Origin of the sequence: Ureibacillus sinduriensis BLB-1 = JCM 15800 (assembly GCF_000772955.1) — a bacterium.
Taxonomy (GTDB): Bacteria; Bacillota; Bacilli; order Bacillales_A; family Planococcaceae; genus Ureibacillus; species Ureibacillus sinduriensis.
Genome location: NZ_JPVO01000053.1, coordinates 209360 through 234898 on the forward strand (window position 1 = coordinate 209360; position 25539 = coordinate 234898).

The window sequence follows — 25539 nt, forward strand, 5'->3', positions numbered from 1 at the left end:
CGGAGGTATACCAAATCTAAATAAGAAGGGAGTTAACCAATGCCACTACATCATTATATTGAGCAATATTTCCAGCAAAATTTAGTAGCCAGGAGTAAAGGGATTCCATTCGAAAACCCAGCCCTGGAGAAACGCCCGAAAGTTTTAAATGTAGAAGACCGAAACATCGATGCGAAAACCCATCAAATCCCCATTCGCATCTACACACCGGATGATGAGGTGGCATTTTATCCACTTTTTGTATTTTTTCACGGTGGAGGATTTATCCACGGCAATCTGGAATCCCACGATGTCTCTTGCCGATTGCTTTGCCAGCTATCCGGTTATAAGGTAATTTCGGTGGACTACCGTTTATCTCCAAATCATCCTGCTCCTGCCGCATTTCATGATTGCTACACCGCCACAGAGTGGGTTATCAGAAACGCATCCGAACTTGGCGGCCGTCAAGAGGAAGTAGTGGTGGGAGGTCCAAGTGCGGGAGGAAATTTAGCTACCGTGGTCGCTATGAAATCCATTATGACCAAGGACTTCCAATTAGCAAAACAAGTACTTCATTATCCAATCCTCGATATTGACGTCTCCATTAAAGGGAGCGACTATCAATCAAGGGACCTGTATAACGCAAAGTATGGCGTGGACATTACGAAAAGCCATGCAGATTTACTGCATAATGGGCAAGCGGGTCAGCAATATGAATCACCACTTTTAGCAGACGAAAATACCCTTTCACAAATGCCGAAAACTCTTATTTTTACGGCTGAATATGACCCCCTATGTGATGAAGGGGAATTTTATGCAGAAAAATTGAAAGAAGTAGGGGTTGATGTAAAGCTGGTAAGATTTGATGGAGGTATTCATGGCTTCATGCAAAATTTCCCCGGTTCGCCCGATTATATGCGGGGTTATGATATTACGAGTGAATTTTTGATAAGTGATTAATAAGGGGTAGCACGATTTCCATGACGGATTCGTGCTGCTCCTTTCTATTAGAAAAATCTTTTATCGAGAAATTTCAAACCTCCTCATACGTATACATAAAGTAATAGTCGTGAAGGAGTGTGCTTAATAATTGGAAATCCTTTTTAAATTTTTATTGTCCATTCATATTCTTGGTGCTATTTGTGGATTAGGTGCCACATTTGCTTCACCGTTTGTCATGAAAAGTGCACGTAATGTGAGAAGTGCATTTACGGCTCATATGGTAAATGCGAAAATTGAAAAATTAGCTAAAATTGGAAGTATTGCCTTGGTGGCTTCCGGACTTGTAATGGGTTTTATACATCCGTATCTATTTACGACCGGCTGGTACATTGCATCCATTGTTTTATATATCCTGACTCAGCCGGTTGTTGCCTATGTATTGCCAAGATATGAAAGAGCCATGCTTGAAATACTGGGCCAAACAAAAGGAGATGATCTACCCAGCGAGTATATTCAAGTAGCCAATAAAACGAAACCTTTTACATTCACAACTTATTTTCTCTTGATCCTGTTAGTATTTTTAATGGTCTTTAAGCCATTTTAATCTGCTGTCCCAAAGATGCTTAGTATCTTTTGGGGCTTTTTTAATTTCTAAGATTACCCGTTGGCTGTTTGTGAGCTTTTGGTCACGGATGGAAAAGAAAGATGTGAGACCAAAAATAGGAACAGGTTCCTATTAAAAATAAGAGTTATCGGCGATATGTATTCACTCTAGCAAGGTCTATCATGTACTTATCCTTGTAATTGACATTTTTTACAACTCTAGAACGGATATATTATTTAACTAACCATGGAACTGGGAGGATTTTTATGGAATTTTCAATCTTACCTAAAATGACGAAAAATAAAACCGGAAAACAACACAAATCTACACTCCAAAGTGACAACTATCCGAATGCGGCCATCTTTCAGGCCATGTTCGAGAAGCATCCCGATGCCGTATTTACACTATCGCTCGAAGGTAAGGTGGATCTTTTCAATGCGTCATTACTTTCCATCTTCGGCTATTCAGAAAAAACAATTGTATCAGACTTTAATCATTTTTTCTTTCATCAAGAAGTTCAGAAATCGTTCGAATTGGCACTTAACGGCGAGGCACAAAGTATCATAGAACTTGTAAAACATAAGAACGGAAATGAAGTGAATATCGGTCTCACCTTGGTACCATTCATGAATCGGGACAAAGAGGTGCTTTTCATTTATGGAATGGCGCAAGATATCACCGGGTATGTCCAACATGAGCAAAAGATTCAAAATATCTTGAATCGATTGGAACTGGCCCAAAGCTGCGGGAATATTGGTTCGTGGGACTATGACATCGAGAAGGATGAGATTTATTGGTCGAACCAGCTCTATATCATTTGCGGCAGGGAAATCGAGGAAGGTTATACACCCAATATCGCCGAAGGATTAGAATATGTTCATCCTGCCGATCGTGAAAAGTATTTAAACTATTTTAATGATATTATCGAAAATGGCGCTGGAAATACACTTGAGTACCGGTTGCTTCGCGGGGATAATACAATCCGTTATGTTTATGAAAGAATTTCGGTAGTCAAAGATCCAACCGGAAAACCCAGTCGCTTGATTTGCAATACACAGGATATTACAGATAGAAAATTAGCAGAAAAAGAACTTCTGGAATCAAAACAAAGGTTTGAGCATATCTTTGATAATTTATCGCCGGGCATTCGATCTTACGATACAGTGAACGATCGAATTACTCTTGTTACGGCCGGCATTGAATTAATACTTGGCTACCCAACTGAAATGTTTTACCAAAAGGGGAGTCTGGAAGATTTGATCCATCCGGAAGACAAACTGCATTATAGTAAATCTTATGCCGAAGTCTTGAAAGGAAAGGGCTTTGATATTCAGTATCGGGTTTTCCATAACAACGGGGACATCATTTGGGTCCACGACAAGACACTCCCTGTATTAAACGACCATGGGCAAGTGATTCGGGTTGATGGAATTATCTCCAATATTACTGAGCATAAAAACTATGAAGACAAAATTCATCAACTCGCTTTCTATGATAACCTCACCAATTTGCCGAATAGTATTTTGTTTAATCAAAAAGTCGAACATCTAATAGGACAAGCGAAACCGTTTACCGTCCTGTTCCTCGATTTGGACCGCTTCAGAAATATTAACAATACCCTCGGACATGAAATCGGGGATATTGTTTTGAAACAATTTTGTGAGCGTGTCAATAATTTATTGACTGGCACTTTCTTGTTTTCAAGGCTTGGAGGAGATGAGTTCGGGCTCATATTATGGGAATATGATGAAAGCAACTATCCCGAATTGATTGCCAAGAAAGTAATCGATCATTTAAGCGACCCTTTTTTGGTAAGAGAATTTGAGCTTTACGTCTCAGCAAGTATCGGGAGTAGTGAGTTTCCTACTAATGGCAAAACGGCGGTCGAAGTTTTAAAAAATACGAGTTCTGCAGTCTTGCGGGCCAAACAAAATGGGAAAAACAGCTATCATATTTATTCGCCGACCCTCAATATATCTTCATTCAAAACGTTTGAATTGGAGCGTGATTTGAGAAAATCGATTGTGAATGATGAATTGGTTCTCCACTTTCAACCGAGGGTAGATGCCCAAACTGGCAAATTGCTTGGTGCGGAAGCGTTGGTTCGTTGGCAACATCCTGTTTGGGGCTTGGTTTCTCCAGGAGAGTTTATTCCGATAGCAGAAGAAAGCGGTTATATAAATGAGATCAGTGATTGGGTATTCAAGGAAGTATGCCGCTCAATTGACAGGTGGAGGAAGGGGAATTTACAAATTGTACCGATTTCCATCAACATCACATCCCAAAGATTTTTAAAAAGTGATTGGGTTACATTGATTTTGTCACTATTAAATAAATATAAAATTGAAGCTTCCCTAATTGAATTTGAAATTACGGAAACTACCTTGATCGAGCATGAGAAAGAAGTGGAATTTGCTATTCAGTTTTTAAAGGAACTTGGGATCAAAATCGCATTGGATGATTTTGGCACAGGCTACTCTTCTTTGGCGCATATTAGTGATTTCCCTATCGATACAATCAAAATCGACAAATCGTTTACTCAGCTGATCAAGCAAGATGAAAAAATGGACATTATCATTATTTCTCTTATTTTCATGGCTAAAGGAATGGGAATGAACCTTGTTGCAGAGGGTGTCGAGACAATCGAACAGCTGGAATTTTTAAAGGAACAAGGATGCAAAGAAATCCAGGGCTATCTTTTTAGTGAGGCTGTCCCGGAGGCAGAGTTCCAATTATTTTTGAAAAATATCTACCTGAAATCGAAGATTATTAGTGATACTCCAGAGCAAATGGAAAGAAGAGCATTTTCCCGAATCGAATTATTTTATCCATTAAGCAGCCAAATGACTTTAACATCTTTCCAAGGAAGAAAAGTGAAACTAGGTAAAACGAAAGTAGTCATCGACAGTATTGGCTTAGGTGGCCTAAAGTTTACATCCAATATGCAACTACCCGTTCGACCTGACGTGATGTATCTTTTCGAATGCACCATTATGAGTAATCCGATTGTCCTGAATGGTTTCATCGTTTGGAAGACTGAAATTAAGGATGACTTTTTTGAATATGGAGTTGAGTTTTCAATCGATGAAAATGAAAGGAATCACTTACTAGAAATTCTCAGAAGGCTCTCTTTTGAACTAAAGCAACATGCGTTCGCTTCGAATTGTGATTTTGTGCACGAAGATAAATTTCACTACTTAAAAAATGTGGCCAATGGCGCCAGATAGCTGCTTGCTCTAAACATCAAATGAACATCTCAATGGAAAGAAGATCTTAAAGTAGATTTCTAGATTCATTATTCACTACTTTAGTCCTGATATTCTAAATTAAAGTTATTTCCTCTAGGGAGTTTATATCTCCCATCCTTTTAAACACTATGGTATTCTAGTACTACCAAATTATTAGAGGTTAATAGTAAAGGGTGGGGAGAAAAGATGAATCAAAAGGATCGAATAAACATTCTATTGGTAGATGATCGTCCGGAAAACCTATTAGCTTTGGAAGCAATCATAGAAAGAGATGAATATAATTTAATAAAAGCTTATTCAGGTGAAGAAGCACTCAAATATTTATTGAAATATGATTTTGCGGTCATTCTCCTTGATGTCCAGATGCCTGGTCTGGATGGATTTAGTACAGCCAAAATCATTAAGGCGCGAGAAAAAACAAAGCATATTCCGATTCTCTTCATTACGGCAAACAATCTTGATTCGGAACACATTTTCATGGGGTATTCCGTTGGCGCCATTGATTATATTTTAAAACCTTTTGACCCTCTTATTTTGAAATCGAAAGTTGAAAGATTTGTGGAGCTCTATCTGTTAAACAAGAAAATTGTCGCACAATCTAAAAGCCTCGAAGAAAAGAACCAAACGATAGAATATATGGCCTATCATGATGGGTTAACGAATCTACCGAATAGAAGAAAGTTTCATGACGTCCTGCTCCAAACTTTGACGAAGGCTAAACAGAGCAACGAGACGCTCGGATTGATGTATTTGGACTTAGACCGTTTTAAATCGGTAAATGATTCCCTCGGCCATGTAATCGGGGACAAGCTACTGCAACAGGTTTCCAAGAGACTTCTTAGTTCAGTTAGAAAGACGGACTTTGTCGCACGAATCGGTGGAGATGAATTTATCATACTTCTATCAAATAGTGATCGTGAAGGGTGTCTAGAAGTTGCTGAAACATTGTTAGACAGCTTTAAAGAACCTTTTTATATTGATAGTTTTGAATTTTACATGACAACTTGCATCGGGCTTTCCATTTTCCCTTATGATGCCGAAGATTCAAGCACTTTAATGAAAAATGCGGATGCCGCTCTATATCTTGCAAAAGAACAAGGGAAAAATAGATATAAGGTTTACCATTCAGGAATGAATATGGAGTCTTATCGAAAGTTCTTAATGCAACATGAGTTAAGGAGAGCAATTGAACTAGATCAATTTTCCCTTGTTTATCAGCCGAGGATCGATCTTCAGACGGGCAAGGTAGTCAATGCCGAAGCACTTATTCGATGGAATCATCCCGAGTGGGGAATCGTCAGACCGGATGTTTTTATACCTATTGCTGAAGAGTCAAACTTTATATACGAAATTGATAAGTGGGTATTAAAAACAGTTTGCACACAACTCAATTGCTGGAAAGAACAGCTACCTTCCTTGAAAATATCCGTTAACTTTAATGCACAGCATTTTCTGCAAAGAAACCTGGTGGAACATCTGAGAGAAATTCTCGAAGCTTCAAAGGTGGATCCCTCTTTGCTGGAAATAGAAGTAACCGAGACGGCTCTTTTGCACAATGAAGAAATTGTCAAAAGTTCACTGGAGAAAATAAAGAAGCTTAATATTAATATTGCGCTGGATGATTATGGGACCGGCTATTCATCAATCAATTATTTGAGGGAATTTCCTTTTGATACCATCAAAATCGATAAATCATATATCCAGGAAATAACCGACCCACAAAAAAATAGCCGTATCATTGTCGAATCAATCATCACTCTAATTAAAAATCTGAATTTCCGTGTCATTGCCGAAGGTGTGGAAACAGAAGATCAACTCAACTTGTTGAAAAAGATGCAATGTGATGAAATACAAGGCTACTATTATAGTCAACCATTGTCACCAGGTGAATTTGTTCAATATGCAAAGAGAAAGAACCACGAAAATATAAATACAGTCCCATTAAAGAATAAAAACCTCGATAATGTCATTAGGTTGGATGCAACTGAGGAAATGGGAATCAATAAATCCCTCATTGCCCTCGCGATTCAAAAAGTTAAACAAGACAACTTGCTTTCCACCCGGGAAGTGGATGTCTTCTCACTAATTGTAGAGGGACTAAGCAACAAGGAAATATCGGAAAAACTATTTATAAGTGAACATACTGTAAAAAATCATATAACGAACATTCTTTCAAAGTTGAATCTTTCCGATCGGGTTCAGGCAATCGCTTTAGTTTATGAAACATGTATTAATGAAAAAAAAGTTAGATAGGCACTATAGTTTTAAATGTTTTGGACGGGGCGTGAAGCATGAAAATTAAGACAAAAATGTTATTGGCATTATCATCTCTGCCTATCCTGCTTCTATTGGTGATTGGTAGTGGATTTGTGAGGATTTCGCACTTAAATAACACAAGCGACGAGATCCATAAAGGCTTTGATTCATCTATCCTTGCAGGGTCTATTCGGGTAGACATTAAAGATCAAGGAATGAATTTAAGAAATTTAATCATCTACACAAATGAAAATGCCATCAACGATGAAATAATTAAAATAGAAGCAGAGTCAGAAAAAATCCAAAAAAATATACAAACACTGGAACAAATTGCAACAAATAAGAAACAGAAGGAATTAGTCGGCAAATTAAACAGTGTAAATAGTGAGTTTGAAGCATATAAAAATCAAATGGTATCACTAATTAATGCCAATAAAAAAGAAGAGGCAAGGCAATTGATCGATGAAAGTTCCGAACAGCTGCATGAAAATTTTACGCTTGTTCTTAGGGAGATAACTTCCGATTATGATGCAGAACTAGAGAAATCACTGAACAACATGGTCGACAATACACAAAGCGAAACAAGCTTAACTTCCATCATGCTGGCTGTCGCAATCGTCATTATTATGTTGATTATCTTGAGACAGGTTTTGTCCTTTACGAGACGAATTACTACTATGTCAAAAATTATGAAGAACATTGCGGCAGGGAAGATAAGCCTCACGACCAAAATTGATGTCATTTCCAATGATGAGTTTGACGGAGTGGCCAACTCCTTCAACCAAATGACGGATACTCTGGATAAACAAATCCAAATAGAAAAAGAATTAACGTGGAGGAAGTCCCATATAGCGGAAATATCATCCTCCATTACCGGGAAACGCGACCTGGAGAAGTTGGGGAAAACGTTGCTTTCAAAAGTTGTTCCTTTAATTGAAGGAAACTACGCTGTATTTTATGTTAGAGATATTAAAACACATAACAATGAGGTCTTTCATCTCATCTCGACCTTTGCACTGCAGCCACAAGCATTGAAAAAGACAATCCAACCAGGCGAAGGGCTTCTAGGGCAAGCAATTATCGAAAAAAGACCAACCATTCTTACCGATGTGCCAACTGACTATCTTCGCATCTCTTCAGGTCTTGGTGAAGCAACTCCGGCGGAAGTAGTAATCTTGCCCATTTTGTTTGAGGGAGAAGTAAATGCAGTGCTTGAAATCGCTTCTTTAAAAGCAATCAGCCCTACGCACCATGTCTTCCTGGAAGAATTGGTGTTAAATTTAGGAATCGTGCTAGAGAGTGTGATTGGCAGGATACAATTAACAAGCCTGCTTGAAGAAACGCAAACACTAATGGAGGAGATTCAAGCACAATCCGAAGAATTACAAAATCAGCAAGAAGAATTAAAAGCTACCAATGAAGAATTGGAAGAACAAACTCAAAGTTTGCGCCACTCGGAAACGAAACTGCAAATGCAGCAAGAGGAACTGGAGCAGACAAATGCAGAGCTAGAGGAAAAAGCAAAAAGTCTTGAAAAGCAAAACATGAAGTATGAAGAGGCAAACCGAATCGTGGAGCAAGCGAGAAGAGAGTTGGAAATCAAAGCAGAGCAGCTTGCTTTAAGTTCAAAATATAAATCGGAATTTTTGGCTAATATGTCTCATGAATTGCGCACACCATTGAATAGTCTAATTATCCTCTCAAAATTATTAGCAGATAACCCAAGTGATAATTTATCCGACAAACAGGTCGAATATGCAAAAACAATCTATTCATCTGGCAATGATTTGTTGGTTTTAATTAATAATATCTTGGATTTAGCAAAGATCGAATCCGGAAAAACTGACATCATACCTACCGATGTTTCCATCCAAGAGTTGGTAGAATTCGTTGAAAGTAATTTTGCCGCAATCGCAGAGAGCAAAAATATCAGTTTCAAGGTCCATGTAGAAGAGAATGCCCAAGCGGCAATTTTCACTGATCAAATTCGTATTCAACAAATATTAAAGAATCTGCTTTCCAATGCATTCAAGTTTACTTCCACAGGAGAAGTAGCCTTGTTCATTTCGCAAGATTCATATAAAACTAGAAAATACGGAAAACCGATTATGGCATTTTCAGTCGTCGATACGGGTATAGGGATATCAAATGATAAACTAGAACTCATCTTTGAGGCTTTCCAGCAAGCAGATGGAACGACAAGCAGAAAATATGGCGGTACAGGTTTGGGGTTGTCCATCAGTAGAGAGCTCGCAGCACTTCTGGGAGGAGTAATAGAGGTAGAAAGTAAAGAAGGAAAGGGAAGTAAATTTACGTTCTATGTCGGTAACTTCGAGGGCCATCCCTATGTGGAAGAACCGATTTTGCGCCCATCGGAAGTGGCAGCTGCCGAGTTGGACGACAATACGGGTATATTGCAACATGATATTCAGGCAGTTAGTGAACCAATCACTAGTCAATCTACACAAACCAGCCACATCAAACGTTTGCTAATTGTCGATGATGACCTTAACCAACGAAATAGTTTGATGGAGCTCATCGGGAACATGGACTTCATAATTAAAGGAGTATCATCAGGCAAAGAAGCAATTGAAACATTGAAGGTAGAGGCAATCGATTGTATCATCCTTGACTTGGGCTTACTCGATACCAATGGTTTTGATCTACTGGCACAAATAAGAAATAATGATGCCAATCAGCACATTAGTATCTTTATTTACACTGGCCGCGATTTATCGCTTAAAGAAGAAAATGAGTTAAATAAACTCGCCCAAACGATTATTATAAAAAATGAGCATTCTCCCGATAGATTAGTGGCGGAGCTCCAAGATTATCTTGAAGCTTCTAGCAGGCAGTCGGACTTTGTGACCGTAGATGCGCAACAAGTCCAGCCGAAGCAAGGTCTATTAGGAAAGAAAATTTTGCTTGTCGATGATGATATTCGGAATGTCTTTGCCTTATCGAGCGTTCTAGAACAGGCAGGAATGGATGTCGTATTTGCGGAAAACGGATTGGAAAGCCTTGCGATGTTGGATGCGCATCCAGACGTTGAGATCGTATTAATGGATATCATGATGCCTGAAATGGACGGATACGAAGCCATTGCAAAAATTCGCCAAATGCCGATCCACCAAAACTTGCCGGTGATAGCCCTTACTGCGAAAGCGATGAAAGAAGACCGCGAAAAATGCCTGGAAATTGGTGCATCCGATTATATTGCAAAACCTGTGGAGCCCGACCAATTAATTTCTCTTATAACAGTATGGTTATATTAATCTGAAGGGGAAAAAACGATGGATCAAACCACTTTACAAAATAATAACCAGGGAGATGAACTTGAGAAACTGGAGATTCATCTTCTCCTTGAGGGCATTTACTTAAAGTATGGATATGATTATCGCGATTATGCCTATCCTTCGATAAGAAGGCGGGTATGGCATCGGGTCCATGGAGAGAAATTAACCACGATATCCCGCCTATTGGATAAAGTTTTGCATGATGCAACCTGCTTTGAGAGACTGATAGCCGACTTTTCCATCAACGTTACTGAAATGTTTCGAGATTCCTTGTTTTTCAAATCGTTTAAAGATAATGTCATTCCCCAACTAAAAACGTATCCATCTATTCGGATCTGGCATGCGGGTTGCTCTACCGGGGAAGAGGTCTATTCAATGGCCATCCTTTTACATGAGGCGGGGCTTTATGAAAAAACGAAAATTTACGCGACGGATATTAACACAGATGTTTTAAAAACCGCGAAGAATGGATGTTTTTCTTTGGAGCGTATGAAAAAATATACAAACAATTATATGCAAGCGGGTGGTGAACAAGCATTTTCGGATTATTATAAAGTCACGGATGGCGGAGTGAAATTCCATCCCTACTTGACGAAAAATGTAGTATTTGCCCAACATAATCTTGTAACAGACCACTCGTTCAATGAGTTTCATGTCATACTTTGCCGTAATGTATTAATATACTTCAACAAGGACTTACAAAATAAGGTGCATCATCTTTTCCATCAAAGTCTAGGGAAATTTGGCGTCTTATGTCTTGGCAATAAAGAATCACTGAACTACACAAATTATTATAAGTTGTATGAAGAGATTAGTTCGTCGCAAAAAATTTATAAAAAAATAAAATAAAATTATTTCTCGCTCGAAAATGCATATCGATGTATTTTCGAGTTTTTTTGTAGCGATAATGTTTGCTTCGATGACATTTCATTGCCTAAAGGCTCCCTGAATGATGAGCAGGGACGTTTTCACCCCCTTCTGAATACATTAGTAATTGGAGAAAAATGTCGAATAGGGGGCGTGCAATGAAAGCACTTTTCATTTTGGTTATGTTCGTATTATTAGTTGCGTGTACCGACCAAACGGAACGTATCACAGAAAATCCTCTCATAGAAAAAGACGATGAATTCGTTAATACAGAAAAAACGCTTGAGAAGCCGGTCTTGGAAGAAGAAAAAAAACCTTCTTATTTAATTCATCTAATCGACCCGAACACAGAGGAAACTATCACTACCATATCCACAAAAGAGCTAGGTTTTCATACGGATTATGCCAATTATGTCAACCAAATTGAACTGCTGGCAAAAGACCTTGCACGGGGGACAGAGTCAAGAGAGGGCTATGACCGACGAATGGTCCTGGATTTTGTGAATGAAAAAGGCGAACTCGTCGAAGGGACGCCTATGCTTGTATTAAAAGAGAGTGAGCTCATCGAAAGGATTCTTGCTGTTTCCCCGGATGGAGGAAATGTTGAATTACCGCTCTATCTAACAGAAACCGGCTATGATCGAACCGAATTCGACACCCTGGATGAGGTAATTGTGGCTTCCTATACGACTTATTACGATAGTTCTGTGAGTGGTCGTGCGCATAATATCAAGCGATCTTCGGATGCGATATCCAGAGTGATTGTTGGAGTGGACGATTATTTTTCGTTTAATACTACGGTAGGCCCAAGAACAAAAGAAACCGGCTATCAAGAAGCACTGGAAATCATCAATGGCGAATTTGTAACAGGAATCGGCGGGGGAATCTGTCAGACGTCCTCGACACTTTTTAATGCTGTAGATCAATTGGGTGTTTCCTATGTTGAGAGGCATCATCATTCACGTGACATTGGTTATGTTCCAAGGGGAAGGGACGCAACCGTCTCCTATGGAACACTCGACTTCAGATTTCAAAATACAACCGGCATCCCTTTTATGATCGTTTCGACAACTTCCGGAAATTCGATAACTGTCGAAATCCGCACCTCACAAGAATATGTCGATCATTGATGTCAGTTGAATGGTACAATTAGACACTTTCAAAGGTGTCTTTTTTTGTTTGGAAAGCAAATTAATTCAAATAAGCTATCAATAATTTTAAAAAGTTATACTTTATAACTAATTTAAATTTTTCTTTTAGTAGTAATGTTCTAAATTTATATTTTATTAATATTATTTTTAGTATATAATTAATTCTGAAAATATTTCTCAAAAAGGGAGGGTTTTACAATTTAAACTTCATTATTCAAACAATTGAATATTGGAATCGCATCCGGGGGGGCTACTTTATTGATACCAAAATATAAAAAGCCAAAAAAGAAGAAGAATCCAGTTAACCAAACTGAGAAGAAAAAACAGAAAATTCAAAAGGGTTCAACGAAGATTCGAAAGCAAAAGAGTCAGAAAGAACTAAGCAAGCAAGGACGAATGATCAGTATCCGAACTAGATTCATAAGTGCCATTCTATTGATTTCGATCATCCCGCTAATCGCTGTTGCATTTTTTATTCAAAATAATAATAGTGGTATTTTGATAGAGAAAGAACAAGATGCCATGCAGAAACTTGCAGTGAGTAAGGCGCAGTCCATCGAACAATGGTTCAGCTCGCAATTATCCGAAATGCAAGTAGCTGCTGCTAGTGATGTCATGAAAACAATGAATGCTGAACGAATCTTGCCTTATATCAATATGTTGGAAAATCGTTCAGATGAATTTGAAACGATGTTTGTTATTGATAAAGAAGGAACGGTATTGACCCACACATTAAAAGGGAGTATCGGGGCGGATTATAGCAAGCAAAGTTATGTACCGAGTGTATTTGGAGGTAAATCTGTATTCTCCGAGGTATTAATTTCTGAAGAGACAGGGAATCGGGTTGTCATTGCGGCCACGCCGATCATTAATGACAAAGGGTTAATTGTAGGAATACTTGCTGGTGCAGCAAACCTGGAAGATTTGATTGATACATATTTGGCGGAGGAAGAAAGTTCCAACTCAATCACACTGGTTGACGGGCAAGGCATTATTCAAGAACATCCTTCAGACGATTTGATTGGAAGTAAGTTTGAGGAAGCTAATATCGGAGCTTTAAGATCATATATAGAGAAAAGTACTCAAGAAGCAGGCATTTCTAGATTTGATTATGAGAATGAAGAGTACATCATCACCTACACACCGATTCAATCGATCGGCTATGGACTAAGTATTTATACACCTTCCGACGAAATACTTGCTGACTCAAATGCTCTAAAAAATACGACAATCCTCATGATTTGTATTGCAGCTGTCCTCATCGTTCTAGTAACTTTTATTATTGTAAGAAGCATTACGAAGCCTATTCTTGTCCTTTCAGCAAAAATGGAAAGAATCGCCACTGGGGATCTTACGACTAGGGTTATTAATACAAAACGACGAGATGAAATTGGGCAACTCTCAAACAACTTCAATCTAATGATTGATAATATTAAGCATCTTGTCTCAGAAATTAAAAAGGCGTCGGATAACGTACTTTCTTCTTCCGAAGAGCTATCGGCAAGTTCGGATGAAACTGTTCAAGCTACAGAACAGATTGCAGCTTCGATCCAAACGATTGCGTCCAACACGGAAACACAAGTCAGCTTTACGGACAACGCAAAAACAGTCGTTACGAATATATCTAATGGTATAACGGCAATCGCGGATAATATCCAACAGACGAACGAAATTTCGAGCAAAGCAGTTGATGCTTCCAGCTCTGGTTCCGAAGTGATTGGCAATACGATTACCTTTATGAAAACGGTTGAAGAAAAAACGAATGCAGCATCTGATACAATCAATGGACTTGGGAAAAAATCATCGGAAATCAATGACATCATTTCTGTAATTACCGACATTGCCAGCCAAACAAACTTGCTAGCACTTAATGCGGCTATTGAAGCTGCAAGGGCAGGCGAATATGGAAGAGGTTTTGCCGTTGTTGCCGACGAGGTGCGCAAACTTGCTGAACAATCAAGTAAAGCATCCGGACAAATTAGTGATTTGATCAAGGATATACAAAATGAGATTGCTTTATCCATTCAAGCAATGGATGAGGGAAATTCAGCCGTAAACGATGGAAAAGAATTAGTGATAAGAGCTGGCAGTGAATTTGAAAATATTGCACAAGCTGTCGACAAAGTTTCCATTCATATGAAAGAAATACTAAATGAAAGTCAACACATTAAAAGCTCTTCAGAAAAAATGGTTGATGAAATTGAACATATATCCAAAATATCGATTGAAGCTTCACGCAATACGCAAGAGATTGCTTCGGCTTCCGAACAACAAAATGGTTCAATGGAAGAGATCGCGGCTTCAGCGGATAATTTAGCAATTATGGCGGAGAATCTGAAATCCGCTGCGCAAGCTTTTAAAATGTAAAGTTATAGGCAATTTTTTCGTTAATTAAGCGAAAAAATTGCCTATTTTCTTTGCAAAATTAAAAAGTATAGTTCAATTCTTTATCGACATCCTATGTAAAGATAGGAAATGGAGAGAAGTTTTATGTTCAGAGAACCAAAAAAAAATGCAACGAATTCAAATGAACAACAGAATAAAGAGGAACCTGAAAAATTACCAATTCCAGCATCGAAAAGGGAGTTTCTCGATGTTCTTAAAGAGAAGGTTCATTCACCCGCAGATTTGGTTATCAAAAATATTAGTGCCACAGTTACTATTGTCTATCTGGACTTTCTCATCGACGGGAAAATTTTGAACGAACAAATATTGCCTATTTTAGAAAAAGAACAAAGTGCCCCACCAAAAACGATAAAAGAAAAACTTCCTATTGCGGAAATAGACTTATCTGCGGAGCTTAATAAAAGTGTATTGGAAATGCTGATAGGTGCTGTATTAATTCATTCGGAAGGCCATTCCGAACTGGTCATTGCCAAAATATCCTCCTACCAATCGAGAGGTTTATCCGCACCGGAGAACGAATCCCAAGTAATCGGTTCACAGGTGGGCTTTAATGAAAACCTGGCGACAAATATATCATTGATTCGCCGTTATATTACCAATCCCAATTTGTGTAATGAAAAGTTTACTTTAGGGAAAGACACGATGACTTCATTATCGGTGCTATATATTGACGGCATTGCATCCGAGCAGCATGTCAATACAATACGTCAAAGGATTGAAGATCTTGATATTTCGGACTTGCTTGACAGTGCCGTATTATCGGAATTGATAGATGATAACTCATTTTCTATGTTTCCTCAGTTGTTATTAACAGAAAGACCCGATAGATTCTGCGATGGCCTTCTAAGCGGGAAAGTAGGGATTGTTGTTAACGGCAGTTCCATGGCGATCCTCTGTCCATATACATTCATTGAATTTTTTCAAAGCAGGGAAGACCAAAACCTTCGTTGGCAAATAGCAACATTTATCCGCTTGCTACGTTTTATGGCAATGATAATTTCTATTTTTTTCACCCCTATCTATGTTGCGGCCCTAACCTTCCATTATGAAGTTATCCCGCAGCCATTATTGGTTCCTTTGAGTGAATCAAGGGCAATTGTTCCTTTCCCTCCAATTATTGAAGCTTTGGTGCTGGAATTGATTATTGAGTTGCTTCGGGAGGCCGGGGCAAGATTGCCAACAAAGGTCGGGCAAACGATCGGGATTGTTGGTGGTATCGTACTGGGAACAGCAGCTGTTGAAGCAGGTATCACAAGCAACATATTGATTATTATCATCGCTTTATGCGCACTAGCATCGTTTACAACCCCTAATTACCTGATGGGTAATGTCATTAGGATATTACGTTTTCCAATCATAATATTGGCAGGTTTTTGGGGATTTTTCGGTGTAATGCTGGCGTTTTGTTTCCTTATTATTCATTTATTAAGACAATCGAGCTTGGGAGCACCGTACATGGCACCGATTTACCCGCCAAGGTGGAAAGACTGGCCGGATAGTTTTATCAGGATGCCATTACCGTTTATTAGTCGCCAATCAGTAAATTCAAGAGCACAGAGTAACAATCAGGAAACAAACGAAAACCTTGCAAAAGAAGAGAAGGTGATCAGGTGAAATCCACTCTCCAAATCGGCAATGACGAGAAGTTTAATGCCTCTCTCTTCTTTTTTGTCATTGCAGCAGCTCAAGTAGGTGTCGGTATTCATGGTTTTCAGCGTGTCGTTGTAAAAGATGCCGGTCATGATGCTTGGATTTCTGTTATATTAGCTGCTCTATTTTCACATATTGTTGTTTTTTTCATGATAAAGACGCTCGAATTATACCCTTCCAACGACCTATATGGTATTCATCTGGACATATTCGGCAAGTTCATCGGCAGTATTGTAAATATCATTTATGTTCTCTATTGTACATTTGCTTTCTATTCAGTAATCAAGAACTATATTGAAGTCATCAACACATGGGTATTTCCCGATCTGTCACAGTCATTCATTACAACGGTTTTGTTAATACTTGTAATTTACGCATTTACCGGCGGGTTAAGAGTCATGCTAGGAGTATGCTTTTTCAGTTTCATGACGGGCCTTTGGATCTTGATTGTGGTGTACATGCCATTGAAGTATGCACATTATAATCATTTGTTGCCTCTATTTGGCCACGATATAACAAGCATTTTTAAAGGGGCTTATTCGATGACCTTTACAATCGTCGGATTTGAGGTCATCAATACACTTTATCCATATGCCAAGGAAAAAAATAAAGTTCAAAAATACGTTCACCTTGCTCTTCTTTGTACATTATTCATTTATTTGTCCGTCATACTCGTATCACTTGTTTATTTCAGTGAAGCCCAATTGGAAAGAACTCTTTGGGCAACCCTGACTTTATTTACCGTTATCAAACTCCCGTTTATAGAAAGAATCGAAATTATCATTATTTGTTTCTGGACCATTATTATATTGCCGAATCTTTGTTTATTTGCTTGGTCAGCTTATCGCGGCGTAAAACGATTTAAAAATGTTAAGGGAACGACGTTTATTTGGCTTTTTAGCATCTTGATGTTTATCGCCAACATTCCGATGCAATCACGTACCCAAATAGATGATATAAACAATTTTTTTGCACAAATCGCTTTTGTCATCGTTTTTCTCTATCCTATCCTGCTCTATATCATGGCAAGTTTAAAAAATGTATTGAGAAAAGGGGGAAGAAAAAATGAAAAAGGGTAATATTCTCATTGTTTTGCTACTTAGTTGCATTCTCGTCACCGGTTGTACAAGTCAGGAAATCCTTGAAAGGATAGGTCTGGTTACCTTGATTGGTTATGATGCAGCAGAAGAAGATAAAGTGACAGCTACCTCCGTCATCAGGCAAATTAATCCTGAACTGCAAAGTAAAGTGGAAGTCCAATCCGAAACTGAAAGCACAAGTCGGGGGACTCGCGTTAAGGTGGATATGAAAACTTCTAAAAAACTGGCAGCCGGCCAATTGCGAGTCATACTATTCGGTGAGGACTTGGCGAAAAATGGCATAGAAGATGCATTGCACACCACCATGATGAATAATGAAATTAGTACAAGCATTTATTTGGCTGTTGTAAAAGGTACGTCAAAATCGCTTCTTGAGTACCCTTACAAGGATGTTACGGATGTCGGCCAACATATTTACAATTTGATGGACCACAATATTGAACAACAGCACATTATTTCCTCGACATTGCACGAAATTGTCCGGGATAATTACTCTGAAGTGAGAAATTTTGCTTTGCCCATTCTACGCAAAAACGGCGAATTCATTCAATTCGATGGAACTGCTTTTTTTAGCCATGGGAAAATGGTTGGGAATCTTCCGGCTGGGGATAACTTCTACATCTTAATGATGCAGGATAATTTCAAAGACAGTACGCTCGAGTTAGTTTTAGATGGACAATCCATCGACTCATCCAAATTTGAAGAAAAGCAATTGCAAATCGCCATCGATTCCATCAAAACCAAAAGAAAAATCAAAGTGGTGAATCCGGAACAAAATGAGTTTGACCTGACCATCGATATGAAATGCAGACTATTGGAAATCAATTCTTTAATTCCAACCAGTGATGCAAAGTTGTTGGAAAAAATTGAAAAAGCTATAAACGAAAAGGTAAAGAATGAACTTTCACGGATCCTGAAATATAGTCAAGAGGTGAATTCCGATATTTACGGTTTCGGGGAACAGTATCGAGCGCAAGTTCGGGGTGCAAAATTAACTGACCAAAAGTGGAGAGAAATGTTCCAGGACATGAAAGTAAATGTAGATGTTGATGTTGAAATCATTCGGAACGGCGTGTTTGAATAATTAGTGCCCCTTCATATTTCGATAGGTTTGGGGAATGCTAAGCCTATGAACATAGGTTAGGTTAGGTGTAAAGGCAAATGAAAAATAATCAGGTTCTCTTTATTGTACTCGTCCTTTTTCTTGCATTGAATAGCACGGAAATTGCAGCTGAGGAAGCAACTGAGGGTGATTCGTTCGCTGAAAGAACGATTGCAATCATCGATCCATTCACAAAAGAAATAGTTAAGAAAATATCTCCTTCCGATTATGAATTGGTAGCCGACTTTTCACGATTTAAAAATGACGTTGAAAAATGGGTCCATCAATTTGCAAATGGTACCGAGAACAGCGGTGGTTATTTGAAACCGATGATTCTGGATAAAATAGGTGATCACGGAGAAATCATAAAAGGCAGACCACTTATCAAAGTAGATGAAGAGGGGCTTGTGGAACAAATTATTCAACATTCTTTTTCAGGAGGAGAAATTGAATTACCTCTAAAGTATATACAAAGTGATTATAGCGAAAAGGATATTCCTTATCTTAACGAAGTGGTGCTGGCATCCTATAGCACAAACTTTAAAGCGTATAAAACCGGAAGAAGCAAAAACATCGAATTATCTGCACTAGCCATTGATAATGTGATTGTGGGCAATAATGACATTTTTTCGTTTAATTCCGTTGTCGGCCCAAGAGACGTCGCAACAGGCTATCAAATGGCACCTGAGATTATTAAAGGTAAAATGGTCATGGGAATTGGTGGTGGAATTTGTCAAACATCTTCCACTTTGTTTAATGCGGTGGATAAATTGGATCTAAACATTATTGAAAGGCATAATCACTCAAAGGACGTAGGATATGTTCCGAAAGGAAGGGATGCAACGGTATCCTTCGGTGGTTTGGATTTTAAATTTCAAAACACATTAGGCGTTCCTTTCCTGGTGAAAGCTTATTATCAACCAGGCACTATAACCATTCAAATTAAAACTTCCAAAGAATACGAACAAATCTTGAAAAATGAACTAAGTCAATTACCTGAAGACACGTGACTCCCGTGTCTTTTTCTTTTTGTAAGCAAAAAGCCTTGCTTGAGGAATAGGGAAGAAAATAGCATAATGAGATTAGTAGAAAAAGCAACAATCTCCAAAACAGGTTTATCTTTAATTTATTTTGAAAGGTTGGTTTTTAAATGAAAGAATTATGGTATGGTGGTCCCATATATACAATGGTTCAAGAAAATGAAATGGTTGAAGCGGTACTGGTAGAGAACGGCAAAATTGTGGAAATAGGGTCAATCGATAAACTGAAAATGAAAGCGGATGCATTTGGCGATCTTGAAGGGGCTGCGATGTATCCAGGATTTGTCGATAGTCATCTTCATATCCTTTTCCATGGGGAAAAGTTAATTCGACTAGATTTGTCAAAAGCTGCTTCGGCAGAAGAAATGCTAGCAATGGTGCGAGATGCTGCTAAAAATACGCCTTCAGATAAATGGTTATTTGGGGAAGGGTGGAATGAAAATAATTTCAGCGACAAACGGATACCCACAATGCAAGAGCTCGATGCTATCCGAACAGCCCCGATCCTTTTAACCCGCGTTTGTCACCATGTAATTTTGGGGAATTCCGCGGCTCTACAAGCAGGTGGCATTCAAGAAGATACTGAATCACCTGCAGGCGGCAAGATTGGACGAGATCATCAAATGAAGCTAAATGGCCTTTTATATGAGCAAGCCTGCAACATGGTGACCAATGCTATACCACGGGAAGGAGAAGCATATATACAAGATCTAGTCGGGTCATTAAATCTAGCCATTGATGACATGTTGTCAAAAGGTTTGACGGGTGGACATACTGAAGATATGAGCTATTTTGGCGTCTTTACGAATCCTCTTACGGCATATGAGAGAGTAATCGGGGAGAAACATCACTTCCGAGTGAATTTATTGCGGCACCATACTGTATTTGAAGAGATGATGAAAGCCGATTTGTCATTTGATGAGCCATTTATTGAACCAGGTGCCATGAAAATATTTGCGGATGGTTCACTAGGTGGGGCAACTGCAGCGCTCATTGAACCATATTCCGATCAGCCATCGAATAAAGGTCTACTCATTCATACAGATGACCAACTCGAGGAACTTGTGAAGTTAGCACGCAAGTACAATGAAGCTATTGCCGTACACATGATTGGAGATGCGGCGGCGGAACAAGTTGTCAAGGCAATCGAAAAATACCCTATCACCAAAGGAAAACGTGATCGATTAATCCACTGTTGCGTGTTAAATGAAGATTTACTGAATCGAATGACGAAATTACCAGCGGTAATTGACATCCAACCAGCATTTGTCTCTTCTGATTTCCCATGGGTTAGAGAAAGACTTGGAGAAGCTCGTCTTGAATACGCTTATGCATGGAAAAAAATGCTGGATAGCGGCATGATGTGCGCAGCAGGAACAGATGCCCCAATCGAAGACATTAACCCAATTGCTTCCATTTATGCAGCAGTTGAACGTAAAAAGCCATTTTCTGACAATGAAAGCTATCTTCCGGAAGAGAAGCTTACGCGTTTTGAGGCAATCCGCGCCTACACCTATGGCAGTGCCCAAGCTATTGGCAAAGAGGATGTGCGAGGGCTTATTCAACCGGGGTATGATGCTGACTTTTCTATTTTTAATCGAGATTTATTTGATGGTACTTCTGAAGATATGTTGCAAGCAAAGGCTGTTAAAACGGTCGTTGCTGGACGAATCGTTTTTGAATTATAACATGGAATCCCCCCTTGTTAATGGAAAGGGGGGATTTATTCAGAATTTAAATGTAACACCGGTTAGTTCCTCCGACAATGTCCATAGATTACTGGATACATTTTCAACAAACTGCTCATTTAACAGTTCCAATTCGGCAGGAAAACCTTTAATCCCTTTTCGTCCATCTGGCCCGATATATTCTCCCCCTCTTATGGAGTGCTCTGTTGCTGCGTATAAAATTGGGTATGCAGCCGCCTCCGCGCTCTGACCAATCATTTTTAGTGAGGCACGGGTCAATCGAGCTTTAAGACTTCGGGAACCTTTACCGAATAAATAAGTTTGAGCTATTCCCGGATGACAGGCAATACTTTTGGAATCAATGTTCCGGGATCGCAACCGGTATTGGAGCTCCTTTGCAAAATACATACAAGCAAGCTTACTTTGACCATAGCTTTTCAGCTCTGTGCTTTTGTATTTCTTTCCAGTAAATTTACCAAACTCAGGTTTCAAGTTATGCGCTGCTAGACTTCCAACAGAAACAACCCTTGAATCAGGAGTTTTGATAATTAAATCGAGCAACAGGCCAGTCAGAGCAAAATGCCCTAAAAAGTTAATGCCGAACTGTGCTTCAAATCCATCTTTTGTTTCTTTGCGGGGAGGCATCATCACGCCTGCATTATTTATAAGCAACGATAATGAGCGGAATCGCATTTTAAATTCGGCTGCAAATTCTTTCACACTTTCTAAATCGCCTAAATCCAATTTCAACACGTGGACGTCTGCATTAGGACATCCTTTTTTGATTTTATCGACCGCTTCATGCCCCTTATTCATATTTCGAACTGCTAGAATGACCGTTGCGAAGTTTTCGGCAAGGGCTAGACTTGTTTCAAAGCCGATTCCACTATTTCCTCCGGTAACAATTGCTACTTTTCCTGTTAAATCTCCAATGTCTCTTTTAGTCCAACCTCTAGGCAACTTTCACACACTCCTTTTTACCCTAATAATTGATGGGGTTAACGTTCTATATGAAGTCTAGTAGATTATGTTCTATTATATGTTCTAAACTTGGAAACAGAAGAAAACGGAGGATGTTGTTTTAAGAAGCATGCAAGGAGTTTGCATATATTGAAAGAGGAAGGGCAAAAGACTTTCTACTCGCTGATACGAATTGTACTGTATTTCACCGTCAAAAAAGCGACACAACTTCTCGCTGTGCCGCAATAATTTAGCTGTCTAGAAATCCCGGTTCCAAATAGCTTGGGTTTGGATAGCTATAAAAACCTTGTTTTGTTCCAGTCCCTAATTTTCCTTTATCAATATACTCTGACTTCAATACGTTCGCTAATTTTTTAAATTCTTCATTTCCGGCTTCTCCTTTTGCATTGGCAATGTTATAAGCCGTGTTGATGCCTACTATATCCAGTATTGCAAAAGGACCTTTTGGTGCGCCTGTAGCAATCATCCAAGTTTTGTCTATAGTTTCGACATCTGCAATCTTCTTTACTAAAAGCATCTGGGCAGCCTCCAAGAATGGCACGAGTAATGAGTTTAAAATATATCCTGGTTGTTCCCTTTGGATCGGCAACGCGACCATACCGATAGATTTAGCAAATTCGATGACATCTTCGAAAACCTCTTTCTCGGTATTGGGATGTTTCATAATTTCTGCTGTATTATTAAGCCAAATTTCATTGGCAAAATGCAACGCTAAATATTTATGGGGTCTCCCGGTAATTTCGGCAAATTGGCTTGGCAGCATCGTTGACGAATTAGTAACAAATACCGTCTTCTCTGGAGCGACTTGACGCAGCTGTTGATAAAAAGCTTTTTTAATTTCCTCCACTTCAGGCACTGCTTCTATTACTAAATCCGCCTCTGTAACGGCTTCTGAAAGATCTTTATGAAAAGACATGCGATTATAAGCCAAGTTTACTTCTTCATCTGTAGCCCCTAAATCTTGTTGATAGCGGACTTTTAAATTCATCATTCGGTTTTTTCCTTGATCGATTGACTCATCACTAATATCGTAAACTGCAACATCATATCCTTTAAAGGCGGTTTGAAACGCAATTTGACTACCTAACACACCACTGCCTGCAACCACTATTTTTTTATAATTCATGCTAAAACTCCTATCTAAACATGTAGTTTTTTGTTCACTTTACATAATACACATGCTACATTTTTTTAAACATCTATTAGAAGTTTCTTCATCAGGCTAGTTACGGTCGTGAGTTCTTTCAGATGTTGAAAATGAATAAGATAGTAGGAAAGGAGCGAGTATACATGTCGATTGCAGTCATTTATGGAAGTACCCGTGAGAATGGGAATACGGAATGGTTAACGGAGGAAGCGGTAAGTGGGGTGCCCGTTGAAAAGTTTTATCTTCGCGAGTACAATATTTTGCCCATTAAGGATGAACGTCATACAAATGCTGGGTTTCAGGAGGTTCTTGATGATTACAATCATCTTATAGGAAGAATCTTGATGCATGACGTATTTATCTTTGCTACCCCTGTTTACTGGTATAGCATGAGCGGGACAATGAAGCTGTTTATTGATCGGTGGTCTCAAACTTTAAGAGATAAAAATTATCCAGACTTTAAGGAAAGTTTGGCGAAAAAAAGTGCCTATGTTATTGCAGTAGGAGGAGATAAGCCGGCAATTAAAGCACTGCCGATGATTCAACAGTTTCAGTACATTTGCGACTATTTCGGGATGGCTCTCGAAGGTTATGTTATCGGTAAAGCAAGTAAACCCGGAGAGATTCAAGGGGATGCAAAAGCAATTGCCGCTGCAAGACAGTTGAGAGAAACATTACTCCAACACCTGTAATGAAGTAGGAGAATAGAAATATAGTGAAACTGTCTTGGATGGATAAAATAGATGGTCAAACGAGTTGATTGCTTAGGGTCAGCTCGTTTTATATTGGATGTTTGCTATCAGCTTAGTAGTTTATAAATATATGGTTGAATAAACCCTTTATATTCGTGTTTTGTGTTCTCGAGAAGTTGCAAGGGTAATAATAGGCTCATGCTCTCCAACATCCCACCTGACAAACCCCAATTTCCTTCGGGGCGTTGTTGCAGCAATATTTCTATCTTTCTATTCACGAAGACTACGACCGAACCTGGTAATATTAATGGTCTCTAAAGCTTGAAAAACCTTCATCGGTAGCAAGAAAAAAGCGAGAAGTCATTTTACAATCACTCCTCGCTTGGACCTTTATTTTATATAGTCATATTTCAGTTCTTCGGTTCCTGCATTCACATCGACAAGTAAATCATGGTCATTAAAAAACCAAAGGTCATTCTTTTCTATATAAAAATGAACCTCATCTATTATTTTCTTTACCCCTACATCATGAGGTTCTTCACGATTCATGCCCAAAGAAAATCCTTCATGAAAAGGAGAAGAGCCTCCATACCTTGCGTAGAAGCGAATCATATCGCCAGCAGACACTTCCATTTCTTCTTTAAACCATCGTAATGCTTCTTCGGTAATTTTTATGTTCATTCCATAGCCTCCCCTTAGGCCTGTCTTTAAATCCATTTTACTTTCGGTTCAGTGCCTTCTTTTATGCGCTTTATATTAGCGCGGTGTCGATAGAAAATAAATACTGTCAACAGCAAAATTAAAATTAGCAAGGAGTAGTCTCCCGTTATCACCACATAGATGATACTATAAATTACTGCAACAATTGATATGATCATTGAAGATAAGCTGACCATTTTCGTAATTTTCAATGCTATAAGGAAGCTCACAACCAATAGGAGGAATAGAGGCCAGGCATATCCTAATAAGACACCCCCGGAAGTCGCTACAGCCTTTCCACCACGGAATCCTGCGAAAATAGGGAACATATGACCAACAACGGCTATACCGCCTAAAATAAGCGGATGAATCGCTGTGTCAGCAAAAAAGGGAATCAGTGGAAGTAGTGTTGCTGCTGTCCCTTTTAATATGTCCATGATTGTTACAACAAGTCCTGGTTTCTTTCCCAATACCCGAAAAGAATTTGTCGCCCCTAAATTTCCGCTGCCGTGTTCCCTGATATCCGTTTTATAAAAAATCTTGCCAATCCAAAGGCCAGAAGGTATTGAACCGATTAAATAAGCACATAAAAGTATAATTGCATAGACCATAGAATGTTCCTTTCAAGATTAATAGTTGGTACTAATAATTGTATTAACAATATACCACCTTTTTAGCCATTTGAGGAAGA

18 protein-coding genes are annotated in these 25539 nt (G+C 38.8%); 14 read left to right on the plus strand and 4 right to left on the minus strand.

Going from position 1 to position 25539, the window contains the following annotated elements:
• The first annotated feature begins 39 nt into the window (after positions 1-39).
• The 13 genes from CD33_RS13755 (at position 40) to CD33_RS13815 (ending at position 21329) form a co-directional block, all read left to right on the plus strand.
• A complete protein-coding gene (locus CD33_RS13755; RefSeq protein WP_052130241.1) occupies positions 40-939 on the plus strand; it encodes an alpha/beta hydrolase in 900 nt (299 codons plus the stop codon).
• A 130-nt stretch (positions 940-1069) separates the two neighbouring features.
• Positions 1070-1525, plus strand: a complete 456-nt coding sequence (locus CD33_RS13760) for a DUF2269 family protein (protein WP_036201537.1) — start codon at positions 1070-1072, stop codon at positions 1523-1525.
• 266 nt (positions 1526-1791) lie between these two features.
• Positions 1792-4752 carry a sensor domain-containing protein gene (locus CD33_RS13765; protein ID WP_036201538.1) on the plus strand — a complete coding sequence of 987 codons (2961 nt, stop codon included), beginning with the start codon at positions 1792-1794 and terminating at the stop codon, positions 4750-4752.
• 207 nt (positions 4753-4959) lie between these two features.
• Complete coding sequence (locus tag CD33_RS13770; RefSeq protein ID WP_052130242.1) at positions 4960-7026, plus strand: EAL domain-containing protein; 2067 nt, start codon at positions 4960-4962, stop codon at positions 7024-7026.
• A 38-nt stretch (positions 7027-7064) separates the two neighbouring features.
• Positions 7065-10304 carry a response regulator gene (locus tag CD33_RS13775; protein ID WP_052130244.1) on the plus strand — a complete coding sequence of 1080 codons (3240 nt, stop codon included), beginning with the start codon at positions 7065-7067 and terminating at the stop codon, positions 10302-10304.
• Positions 10305-10322: 18 nt separating this feature from the next.
• Entirely contained in the window at positions 10323-11174 is an 852-nt protein-coding gene (locus tag CD33_RS13780) for a CheR family methyltransferase (protein ID WP_036201539.1), read from the plus strand.
• Positions 11175-11350: 176 nt separating this feature from the next.
• Positions 11351-12322, plus strand: coding sequence for a VanW family protein (locus tag CD33_RS13785; RefSeq protein WP_036201540.1), 972 nt, complete (start codon positions 11351-11353; stop codon positions 12320-12322).
• Positions 12323-12601: 279 nt separating this feature from the next.
• Positions 12602-14710 (plus strand): methyl-accepting chemotaxis protein, encoded by a 2109-nt coding sequence (locus CD33_RS13790; RefSeq protein WP_156967321.1) that lies wholly within the window; start codon positions 12602-12604, stop codon positions 14708-14710.
• A gap of 123 nt (positions 14711-14833) precedes the next feature.
• Positions 14834-16363, plus strand: a complete 1530-nt coding sequence (locus CD33_RS13795; RefSeq protein WP_036201543.1) for a spore germination protein — start codon at positions 14834-14836, stop codon at positions 16361-16363.
• A complete protein-coding gene (locus CD33_RS13800) occupies positions 16360-17478 on the plus strand; it encodes a GerAB/ArcD/ProY family transporter (protein ID WP_036201545.1) in 1119 nt (372 codons plus the stop codon). Before CD33_RS13795 ends, CD33_RS13800 begins: the two co-directional genes overlap by 4 nt.
• A complete protein-coding gene (locus CD33_RS13805; RefSeq protein ID WP_036201546.1) occupies positions 17465-18583 on the plus strand; it encodes a Ger(x)C family spore germination protein in 1119 nt (372 codons plus the stop codon). Before CD33_RS13800 ends, CD33_RS13805 begins: the two co-directional genes overlap by 14 nt.
• Positions 18584-18660: 77 nt before the next feature.
• Positions 18661-19611, plus strand: coding sequence for a VanW family protein (locus CD33_RS13810; protein ID WP_036201547.1), 951 nt, complete (start codon positions 18661-18663; stop codon positions 19609-19611).
• A 140-nt stretch (positions 19612-19751) separates the two neighbouring features.
• Positions 19752-21329, plus strand: coding sequence for an amidohydrolase (locus CD33_RS13815; protein WP_036201548.1), 1578 nt, complete (start codon positions 19752-19754; stop codon positions 21327-21329).
• Between the two features lie 39 nt (positions 21330-21368).
• Here the strand turns inward: CD33_RS13815 and CD33_RS13820 are convergent, their stop codons facing one another.
• Both CD33_RS13820 and CD33_RS13825 read right to left on the minus strand, forming a co-directional pair.
• Positions 21369-22289, minus strand: coding sequence for an oxidoreductase (locus CD33_RS13820; protein WP_036201549.1), 921 nt, complete (start codon positions 22287-22289; stop codon positions 21369-21371).
• Between the two features lie 250 nt (positions 22290-22539).
• Positions 22540-23436, minus strand: coding sequence for a 3-hydroxyacyl-CoA dehydrogenase (locus tag CD33_RS13825; RefSeq protein WP_036201550.1), 897 nt, complete (start codon positions 23434-23436; stop codon positions 22540-22542).
• A 164-nt stretch (positions 23437-23600) separates the two neighbouring features.
• Between CD33_RS13825 and CD33_RS13830 the strand changes: the two genes are divergently transcribed.
• Positions 23601-24149 carry a flavodoxin family protein gene (locus CD33_RS13830; RefSeq protein WP_036201551.1) on the plus strand — a complete coding sequence of 183 codons (549 nt, stop codon included), beginning with the start codon at positions 23601-23603 and terminating at the stop codon, positions 24147-24149.
• A gap of 390 nt (positions 24150-24539) precedes the next feature.
• Here the strand turns inward: CD33_RS13830 and CD33_RS13835 are convergent, their stop codons facing one another.
• Both CD33_RS13835 and plsY read right to left on the minus strand, forming a co-directional pair.
• Positions 24540-24830, minus strand: a complete 291-nt coding sequence (locus tag CD33_RS13835; protein WP_036201552.1) for a HesB/YadR/YfhF family protein — start codon at positions 24828-24830, stop codon at positions 24540-24542.
• A gap of 26 nt (positions 24831-24856) precedes the next feature.
• Entirely contained in the window at positions 24857-25459 is a 603-nt protein-coding gene (plsY, locus tag CD33_RS13840; protein ID WP_036201554.1) for a glycerol-3-phosphate 1-O-acyltransferase PlsY, read from the minus strand.
• Positions 25460-25539 lie beyond the last annotated feature (80 nt).

Excerpts from the sequence above, each read along its gene's own strand:
- CD33_RS13785 (WP_036201540.1), top strand. The coding sequence starts at position 11,351 with ATGAAAGCACTTTTCATTTTGGTTATGTTCGTATTATTAGTTGCGTGT.
- CD33_RS13835 (WP_036201552.1), bottom strand. The coding sequence starts at position 24,830 with ATGAACATAAAAATTACCGAAGAAGCATTACGATGGTTTAAAGAAGAA.
- CD33_RS13825 (WP_036201550.1), bottom strand. The coding sequence starts at position 23,436 with ATGAATTATAAAAAAATAGTGGTTGCAGGCAGTGGTGTGTTAGGTAGT.
- CD33_RS13770 (WP_052130242.1), top strand. The coding sequence starts at position 4,960 with ATGAATCAAAAGGATCGAATAAACATTCTATTGGTAGATGATCGTCCG.
- CD33_RS13755 (WP_052130241.1), top strand. The coding sequence starts at position 40 with ATGCCACTACATCATTATATTGAGCAATATTTCCAGCAAAATTTAGTA.
- CD33_RS13775 (WP_052130244.1), top strand. The coding sequence starts at position 7,065 with ATGAAAATTAAGACAAAAATGTTATTGGCATTATCATCTCTGCCTATC.
- CD33_RS13780 (WP_036201539.1), top strand. The coding sequence starts at position 10,323 with ATGGATCAAACCACTTTACAAAATAATAACCAGGGAGATGAACTTGAG.
- CD33_RS13805 (WP_036201546.1), top strand. The coding sequence starts at position 17,465 with ATGAAAAAGGGTAATATTCTCATTGTTTTGCTACTTAGTTGCATTCTC.
- CD33_RS13815 (WP_036201548.1), top strand. The coding sequence starts at position 19,752 with ATGAAAGAATTATGGTATGGTGGTCCCATATATACAATGGTTCAAGAA.
- CD33_RS13765 (WP_036201538.1), top strand. The coding sequence starts at position 1,792 with ATGGAATTTTCAATCTTACCTAAAATGACGAAAAATAAAACCGGAAAA.
- CD33_RS13830 (WP_036201551.1), top strand. The coding sequence starts at position 23,601 with ATGTCGATTGCAGTCATTTATGGAAGTACCCGTGAGAATGGGAATACG.
- plsY (WP_036201554.1), bottom strand. The coding sequence starts at position 25,459 with ATGGTCTATGCAATTATACTTTTATGTGCTTATTTAATCGGTTCAATA.
- CD33_RS13795 (WP_036201543.1), top strand. The coding sequence starts at position 14,834 with ATGTTCAGAGAACCAAAAAAAAATGCAACGAATTCAAATGAACAACAG.
- CD33_RS13810 (WP_036201547.1), top strand. The coding sequence starts at position 18,661 with ATGAAAAATAATCAGGTTCTCTTTATTGTACTCGTCCTTTTTCTTGCA.